Origin of the sequence: Halomonas sp. 707D4, assembly GCF_024158685.1 — a bacterium.
In the GTDB taxonomy this organism is placed as follows: Bacteria; Pseudomonadota; Gammaproteobacteria; order Pseudomonadales; family Halomonadaceae; genus Vreelandella.
Genome location: NZ_JAMZBD010000091.1, coordinates 1 through 8,796, shown reverse-complemented (window position 1 = coordinate 8,796; position 8,796 = coordinate 1). Strand labels below are relative to the sequence as shown.

The 8,796-nt window shown below is 65.7% G+C and carries 5 protein-coding genes; 4 read left to right on the top strand and 1 reads right to left on the bottom strand.

The genetic code is table 11. The features are described 5' to 3' along the window. Positions 1-2,670 (bottom strand): diguanylate cyclase (locus tag BIS11_RS05935; protein ID WP_253585818.1); only part of this gene is annotated, 2,670 nt, incomplete at its 3' end. Positions 2,671-2,848: 178 nt separating this feature from the next. Between BIS11_RS05935 and BIS11_RS05930 the strand changes: the two genes are divergently transcribed. The 4 genes from BIS11_RS05930 (at position 2,849) to BIS11_RS05915 (ending at position 8,704) form a co-directional block, all read left to right on the top strand. Then, positions 2,849-3,781 carry a LysR family transcriptional regulator gene (locus BIS11_RS05930; RefSeq protein WP_253418408.1) on the top strand — a complete coding sequence of 311 codons (933 nt, stop codon included), beginning with the start codon at positions 2,849-2,851 and terminating at the stop codon, positions 3,779-3,781. 180 nt (positions 3,782-3,961) lie between these two features. Continuing rightward, positions 3,962-7,048 carry a formate dehydrogenase-N subunit alpha gene (fdnG, locus tag BIS11_RS05925; RefSeq protein ID WP_253418465.1) on the top strand — a complete coding sequence of 1,029 codons (3,087 nt, stop codon included), beginning with the start codon at positions 3,962-3,964 and terminating at the stop codon, positions 7,046-7,048. Beyond that, complete coding sequence (gene fdxH, locus BIS11_RS05920; RefSeq protein ID WP_227388883.1) at positions 7,045-8,013, top strand: formate dehydrogenase subunit beta; 969 nt, start codon at positions 7,045-7,047, stop codon at positions 8,011-8,013. The genes fdnG and fdxH overlap by 4 nt, the downstream gene beginning before the upstream one ends. Then, on the top strand, positions 8,000-8,704 hold the full coding sequence (locus tag BIS11_RS05915; RefSeq protein WP_253418406.1) for a formate dehydrogenase subunit gamma: 705 nt from the start codon (positions 8,000-8,002) through the stop codon (positions 8,702-8,704). Before fdxH ends, BIS11_RS05915 begins: the two co-directional genes overlap by 14 nt. Positions 8,705-8,796: the final 92 nt, after the last annotated feature.

Below are 8,796 nucleotides of genomic sequence, written 5' to 3'. Positions count from 1 at the left end.
CTTCGTAAGCGGCGCCTGGACGCGCGCGAAGACGCTCTCCACCCGGTCGACGAAACCCGCCTCGCGAAACTGCACCGGGCTGATGTTGACGGAAAGGGTCAACCGGCCAAGGCTCGGGTGCGTCGACCACGCCAGGAGCTGCTGGCAGGCCTGCTCGAGAATCCACTCGCCGACCTCGGTGATCAGCCCGCTGCTCTCCAGAAGCGGTATGAACTCGCCCGGCGAGACGAGGCCGTGCTCGGCATGATGCCAGCGCAGCAGCGCCTCCACGCCGGTCAGCTCGCCCTGGGCATCGACCTGGGGCTGGTAGTGAAGCTCCCACTGCTTGAAGATCACCGCTTGGCGCAAATCCGCCTCCAGGCGCACCCGGGCGAGCAGCTGCGCCTGCATGTGCGGGTTGAAGAAGCGCAGCACCTGGCGCCCGCTCGCCTTGGCCTGGGAGAGGGCCATGTCCGCCTGCTGGAGGTAGTCGTCGACGCTGAGCTGGTCGCTGGCGATCATCGTCACGCCGGCGCTGACGGTGATCGTCACCAGGTCGCCGTTGAGCCGCAGGGGCTCGTTGAGCGAGGCGAGCAGCTTGCCGGCGATGCCTTCGGCGAGCTGGTGGGTCTGGGCGAGGCTGCTGTCCACGCCTTCGATCAACACGGCGAACTCGTCGCCGCCGAGCCGAGCCAGGGTATCGGTATCGCGCAGCATGCGCGACAGCCGCCGCGCCACGCTCTGCAGCAGCTGGTCGCCGGCGTGGTAGCCCAGGGTGTCGTTGATCTCCTTGAAGTGATCGATGTCGAACAGCATCAGCGCGCCGTAGCGCGGGTAGCGGTTGAGCTCCTTGAGCGCCGCCTCGACGCGATCGAGGAACAGGCGGCGGTTGGTCAGTCCGGTGAGCGGGTCGTAGAACGCCAGTTGATGGATCTCCTGCTCGGCGGCCTTGCGCTCGCTGATGTCGCTGATGGTGGCGACGTAGTGGCTCAACCGCCCGGCATCGTCACGAATGGCGCTGATGGTGATCCATTCGGGAAACAGCTCGCCGTTCTTGCGCTTGTTCCAGATCTCGCCTTCCCAGTTGCCGGTACTGTTCACCCGCCGCCACAGCTCGCGGTAGAACGCCGCGCCGTGATGGTCGGAGCTGAACATGCGCGGGTTCTTGCCGATCATCTCGGCGTCGCTGTAGCCGGTGATGCGCTTGAAGGTGTCGTTGGTCTTGAGGATCGTGCCGCGGGCGTCGGTGATCATAATGCCCAGGTGGGTCTGGAACGCCGCCGCGGCGATGCGCAGCTCCGCCTGAAGCTTCTTGTCCTCGGTCACGTCGCGCACCACCGAGAGCACGCCGCTGAACGCCTGGGTGGCATCGCTCAAGGGGCTGACCGTGGCGTGAAAGTGCCTCGGCCCGCCGTCGAGCAGCAGCGTGTACTCGACGACCTCGACGTCGCCCTGGCGGCGCACCCGGTCGAAGATCGCCGTGAACGTGCGGGTGAGCGCATCGGGCAGGATGTCGGAGAAGTGCGCGCCCAGCGCCTTGTCCGGGTCGATCAAGAGCTGATGACGGTGCAGGGCATGGATATAGCGAAAACGGCCCTGCTCGTCGAACACGAAGATCAGGTCCTGCAACGAGTTGACCAGCGCGTCGAGGCGCGACTCGCGCTCCAGGGCGTGGGCGCGGGCGATCTCGCGCTCCTCGATGCGCTGCTGCAGCAGCCGCGACAGCGTCAGGCGGTTCAGGTAGTGGCGCAGCCCCCAGGCGCCGAGCAGCGCCATCGCCACCAGGATGATCAGAAGCGCCAGGGCGCGCTCGCGCCAGTCCTCGAGCACACTGTTGATGTCCAGCCCCACCACCGCGTACACCGGATAGTCGTCGACGCGGCGCAGGTGGTAGAGGCGCTCGCGCCCGTCGATCTGCGAGCGCATCTCGAAGGTGTGGTCGCTGGCGTCATCGAGCGAGCCATCGTTTCCGGCTAGCTCGATGCGCTGCCCGAGCTGGAAGGATGCATCGGGTTGCGAGTGGCGGGCGATCACCTGCTGGTCCACGTCGATCAGGGTGATGCTTTCGCCTTCGTTCATGCTCAGCCGGGCCAGCGCGTCGTCGAAGATCTCGGGACGAATGCGCGATACGGCCATGCCGGTGAAGTCGCCCCGGACGTCTTCCAGGCGCCGCGCGTTGTAGAGATAGAAGAGATCGTTCTTCGGCGAGCGCTGGAGCGTGGTGATCGCCTGGCGCAAGCCGCCCTGAAGGAAGCCCTCGAAGAGTTCGGTGTCGCGGTAGGACTCGCCCACGTACGCAGCATTGCTTGCCATCACCACGCGGCCGGCGACGTCGAGCACGGCCAGCTCGTCGATGGAGGCGACGTGTCGGGTCAGATGATGCAAGGCATGCGTCAGCGCCGCGTTGTCGGCATCGACGCCGCCGCTGAGCTCGATCATCTCGGAAAGGCTGAACAGCGCCTGCTCGCTCTGGCCGAGTACGCCCTGGGTCCACTGGATCATGACGCTGGCCCGCGCCTCCATGCGCGCCACGGCGGTCTCGATCTCCTTGTCGCGCTGATCCCAGGAGAGCCAGCAGAACACGCTGGCCACGGAGAGCAGCGCACCGCCGTAGAGCCCGATGGCGCGTCGGCGGGAGGTCGCCAGGGAAGCCTGGTCATCGCGGGGGGAGCGACCCGATAAAGCGGACATTCTGCGTAGGCCTTCTTCCGATGGTGCTGCAAACCGCCGAGTCAACGGCCCGCATCGTGGACATCCTCGGCCAGAACGCATGGTGCCGACCGAGCGCGGCGTGGTAGTTTGATGCACGTCGATCCTGAGCCACGAATGATCTGTTAAAAAGGGCCGTCTTGTACAGCGCGAGGTAGCCATGGCATCGCTTGGCCAGATGAGCGACTACGAGATTCGCTTGATCCGGGTGTTCAATACCGTGGTCGAGTGCGGTGGCTTCACCGCCGCCGAGACCACGCTCGGCATCAGCCGTTCGGCGATCAGCCAGCACATGGGCGACCTGGAGCGCCGCGTGGGGTTCTCGCTTTGCCGCCGCGGGCGTGGGGGCTTCAGCCTCACCGAGGAGGGCAAGGCGCTCTACCAGGCGGGGCTTGCGCTGCTGAGCGCCCTGGAGACGTTCAGAAGCGATGTCAACGCGCTGCACCACACCATCAAGGGCGAGCTCAACATCGGCATCACCGACAACCTCGTCACCCTGCCGGCCATGAACGTCACCCATGCGCTGGGCGAGCTGGCCGCACAACATGACGAGGTGAGCGTCAATATCCACATGGACCCGTCGGATGCGGTGATCCGCAAGGTGATGGACGGTCACCTGCACGTCGGCGTGGTGCCCTCGGTGAACCTGCCAACGAGCCTCGAGACCCGCTGGCTCTACGACGAACCCTCCTCGCTCTACTGCGGCGCGGGGCACGCGCTGTTCGAGCAGGCCGAATTACCCCTCGACGCCCAAGTGCTCGCCCGGACCCCGGCGGTCGCCCCTCGCTACCCGCTGCCGCTACAAGCCCGCCGCGCCCACGACGCCCTGGCGCTGCACGCCTCGGCGTCCGACCGCGAGGGCGCGGCGTTTCTGATCCTGACCGGGCGCTACATCGGCTTTCTACCCGATCACGTCGCCGCCCAGTGGGTGGCGACGGGCAAGATGCGCGCGCTCGATGCCGAGCGCTGCGGCTACAGGGTTCCCTTCGTGCTGATCGCGCGTCGCGACCGGCGCCCCAACCGGGTGGTCGATGCCTTTTTGGCTCTCATCGGTGGCGAGTGCGAAGCAAAAGGCACGCCAAAGGGCCTTTAAGAAAGGGTTGAACATTAACCCAAGGCATGAGGACGTCAAAGATGCTAGGGTAAGTTCATAAGCAGCATAACAAGTGACACCATGACCGTACCCGCAAGCACGCGACTCGACCCCACAGGCGCCAAGGCCAGGCGCCGGCGTTTCGAGCGTGGCTTGCCCCCTTGAGGTGAGACCATGACGATTCAAGTGACCCGACGCGGGTTTTTCAAGCTGGGGGCGGCGGGGCTCGCTACCTCCAGCATGGCGATGATGGGATTCGCGCCGGAAGCGGCGGCCTCCTCCATCCGCCCATTCAAGCTGACCCACACCAAGGAAACGCGCAACATCTGCACCTACTGTTCGGTGGGCTGCGGGGTGTTGATCTACAGCCGCGGTGACGAGGCCAAGAACGCCCACCAGCAGATCATCCACATCGAAGGCGACCCGGACCACCCGGTCAGCCGCGGGGCGCTCTGCCCGAAAGGCGCGGGGCTTCTGGACTACGTCAAGAGCCCTTCGCGCCTGAAATTCCCCGAGGTGCGCGAGCCCGGCACCAACGAGTGGAAGCGCATCTCCTGGGAGGAGGCCAACGAGCGCATCGCCCGCCACATCAAGGCGGACCGCGACGAGAACTTCGTTGCAACCGATAGCGAGGGCCGCACGGTCAACCGCTGGACGACCACCGGCTTTCTCGCCGCCTCGGCCTCCTCCAACGAGGCGGGCTATCTGACCCACAAGTTCGTCACCAGCCTCGGGATGGTGGCCTTCGACAACCAGGCGCGCGTTTGACACGGACCAACGGTGGCAGGTCTTGCCCCAACATTTGGTCGCGGTGCGATGACGAACCACTGGGTCGATATCCGCAATGCCGACGTCATTCTGGTCATGGGTGGCAACGCCGCCGAGGCGCACCCGGTCGGGTTTCGCTGGGTCACCGAGGCGAAGGAGCACAATAACGCTCAATTGATGGTGGTGGACCCGCGCTTCACGCGAACCGCATCGGTCGCGGACTTCTACGCGCCGATTCGAACCGGCACCGACATCGCCTTCCTGGGCGGCTTGATTCGCTATCTGATCGATACCGATCAGATCCAGCGAGAGTACGTACTCAACTACACCGACGCCGCACTGCTGGTGGACGAGGGCTTCGGCTTCGAGGACGGGCTGTTCGACAGCTACGATGCCGAGAGCCGCTCCTACGACAAGGAGAACTGGGTCTACCAGACCGGCGAGGACGGTTTCGCCCTGCGCGACGATACGCTCGAGAACCCGCGCTGCGTCTATCGCCTTTTGCGCGCGCACTTCGACGCCTACACGCCGGACATGGTCTCCTCGATCTGCGGTACGCCCGTGGACAAGATCATGCGGGTATGGGAGACGCTGGCGAGCACCGCAACGCCGGATCGCACCACCACGCTCTTGTACGCGCTCGGCTGGACCCAGCACTCGCTGGGCTCGCAGATCATCCGCACCGCCGGCATGGTCCAGCTCTTGCTGGGCAACATCGGCCTTCGCGGTGGCGGTGTGAATGCCCTGCGCGGGCACTCCAACATCCAGGGCCTGACCGATCTCGGCCTGCTCTCGAACCAGTTGACCGGCTACATCGCGGCACCGGTGGACGACGAGCAGGACCTCGACACCTTCCTGACCGCGCGGCGGCGGGCACCGCTGCAGCCGGGCCAGGTCTCCTACTGGCAGAACGCCGACGCGTTCTTCGTCAGCCTCATGAAGGCCTGGTACGGCGACAACGCCCGCGCGCACAACCAGTGGTGCTACGACTGGCTGCCCAAGCTCGACAAGCCGCTCTACGACATCCTCGACACCTTCGAGCGGATGTCGAAAGGCGAGATCTACGGCTACTTCTGCCAGGGCTTCAACCCGCTGGCGGCGATTCCCAACAAGGCGAAGGTGTCGCGCTCGCTCGCCAAGCTCAGGTACCTGGTGTCGATCGACCCGCTCAACACCGAAACCGCCGAGTTCTGGCGCAACGCCGGCGAGTACAACGACGTCGACCCGAGCGAGATCCAGACCGAGGTGTTCCGCCTGCCGGCGCTGTCGTTCGCCGAGGACGACGGCTCCACGGTCAACAGTGCCCGCTGGCTGCAGTGGCACTACGCCGCTGCCTCGGGCCCCGGCGAGGCGCGCGCCGACACCCACATTCTGGGGGCACTGTTCACCCGCGTGCGCGAACTCTACGCCCGCGACGGCGGCGCCTTTCCGGACCCGATTCTGGGAATGGCCTGGAACTACAAGCAGCCCGAGGAACCGTCGCCGGAAGAGCTCGCCCGGGAGTACAACGGCCGCGCGATAAGCGACGTTTACCTCGATGGGCAGCTCGTGCGGCGCATGGGCGAGCAGCTCGCGGGCTTCGGCGAGCTGCGCGACGACGGCTCCACCGCCTCCGGCTGCTGGATCTTCGCCGGGTCCTGGACCGAGGCCGGCAACCAGATGGCCAACCGCGACAACGCCGACCCCTACGGTATCGGCCAGACGCTCGGCTGGGCCTGGTCGTGGCCCGCCAACCGGCGGATTCTCTACAACCGCGCCTCGGCCAAGCTCGACGGCACGCCCTGGTCCGAGCGCAAGTCACTCGTGTGGTGGGACAGCGTTCAACGGCGCTGGACCGGCGCGGACATTCCGGATTTCCCGGTGGACTCCGCCCCGACCCGCGGGCAGATGCCGTTCATCATGAACCCGGAGGGCGTGGGCAAGCTGTTCGCAAGCCAGGGCATGGCGGAAGGTCCCTTCCCCACCCACTACGAGCCGCTGGAGAGCCCGGTGCCCGAGGGCAACCTGCTCTTTCCGCGCAATGACAAGGTGCGCTACAACCCGGCTGCGCGGGTCTTCGACCAGGATCTGGAAATGATGGGCACCTGGGAGGAGTATCCGTATGCGGCGACCACCTACCGGCTGACCGAACACTTCCACTACTGGACCAAGCACGTGCACCTGAATGCCATCGTCCAGCCCGAGCAGTTCGTCGAGATCGGCGAGGCCCTGGGCAACGAGCTCGGCATCAAGGAGGGCGACTGGGTGCGGGTGTCATCGAAGCGCGGCTACATACGCGCCGTGGCGGTGGTCACCAAGCGCATCAAGGCGATCACCGTGGGCGATCGCATCGTCCACCAGGTGGGCATCCCGATCCACTGGGGCTTTCTGGGCCTGGCGCGCAAGGGCTTTCTGGCCAACACCCTCACGCCCTTCGTGGGCGATGCCAACACCCAGACGCCGGAATTCAAGTCCTTTCTGGTCAACGTCGAGAAGGACACCTCAGGAGGCAGGACATGAGCAACCCGCAAAATATCCTGCGCCGTTCCGCCACGACCACGACGCCTCCCCAGGGGCGTCACGAGGTCGAGCCGGTGGCCAAGCTGATCGACGTCAGCCGCTGCATCGGCTGCAAGGCCTGCCAGGTCGCCTGCATGGAGTGGAACGACGTGCGCGACGAGGTCGGCATCAACGGCGGCACCTACAACAACCCGACGGATCTCACCGAGAACTCCTGGACGGTGATGCGCTTCACCGAGCACGAGAACGAGCAGGGCGATCTGGAGTGGCTGATCCGCAAGGATGGCTGCATGCACTGCGCCGACCCGGGCTGTCTCACCGCCTGCCCGGCGCCGGGGGCGATCGTGCAGTACGCCAACGGCATCGTCGATTTCGACTCGGACAAGTGCATCGGCTGCGGCTACTGCGTGACCGGCTGCCCCTTCGACATCCCGCGGATCTCCGAGCGCGACAGCAAGTCCTACAAGTGCACGCTCTGCTCGGATCGGGTCTCGGTGGGGCTCGAGCCCGCCTGCGTCAAGACCTGCCCGACCGGCTGCATCGAGTTCGGCTCCAAGGCGGACATGATCACCCGGGCCGAACAGCGCGTGACGGAACTCAAGGGGCGCGGCTTCGCCGAGGCCGGCCTCTACGATCCCGCAGGAGTCGGCGGCACCCACGTGATGTACGTGCTTCATCACGCCGACAAGCCGGACCTCTACGCGGGGCTTCCGGAAAACCCGAGCATCTCGCCCTTCGTCAGCGCCTGGAAGGGGCCGGCCAAGCCGATCATGAGCGCGATCATCGGCATCACGGCGTTCGCCGGCTTCATGCACTACCTCACCAAGGGGCCGAAGGACGAGCCGCTCGACGAAGAGGTGTTCGGCCCGGAAGGTGAAGACGCCTACCTGCGTGAGCACACGCTCAGCGCGCCGGAAACCGAGCCTCACGAGCCCGGCAGGAGAAGCGACCATGAACCGCGATGACGAAAAGCGTAACCGGCTGGGCCAGCGCATGATGCTGCGCTACCCGACCTCGACCCGCATCAACCACTGGACGATGGCGCTGAGCTTCATCCTGCTGGCGCTTTCGGGGCTGGCCTTCTTCCACCCGGCGTTCTTCTTTCTCTCTCACACCCTGGGGGGGCCGGTGTGGGCGCGCATCCTGCATCCGTTCATCGGCGTGGTGTTCTTTCTGCTCTTCGCGCTGATGGCGGTGAGCCACGCAGGCAGCAACCTGCCGATCAGAAACGACGTGCGCTGGATGAAACAGATCAAGGACGTGCTCGCCAACCGCGACGAGCAGGTGCCGCCGATCGGCAAGTACAACCCGGGCCAGAAGCTGGTGTTCTGGCTGTTGGTGCTCTGCGTGCCGACGCTCTTGATCACCGGCGTGTTGATGTGGCGCCCCTGGTTCGCCGGCTACTTCCCGGTCACGGTGGTGCGTATCGCAAGCCTTCTGCACGCGCTGGCGTCCTTCGGGGCGATCGTCACCATCGTGATCCACATCTACGCGGCGATCTGGATCAAGGGCTCGTTTGGCGCGATGATTCGCGGCTTCGTCACCCACGCCTGGGCCAAGCACCACCACCCGCTCTGGTACGATGACACCATCAAACGCGAGCGGCCGCGCCCTGACGCAAAGACATCCACCAAGCGTGACGACCCCGTTGCCTGATCGCACATACGACACCACGGGGCGCCTTCGGGCGCCCCGTTTCGCAGGAGCGCCCATGAGCGACATCTCCGATACGCTGCACGACCCCAAAC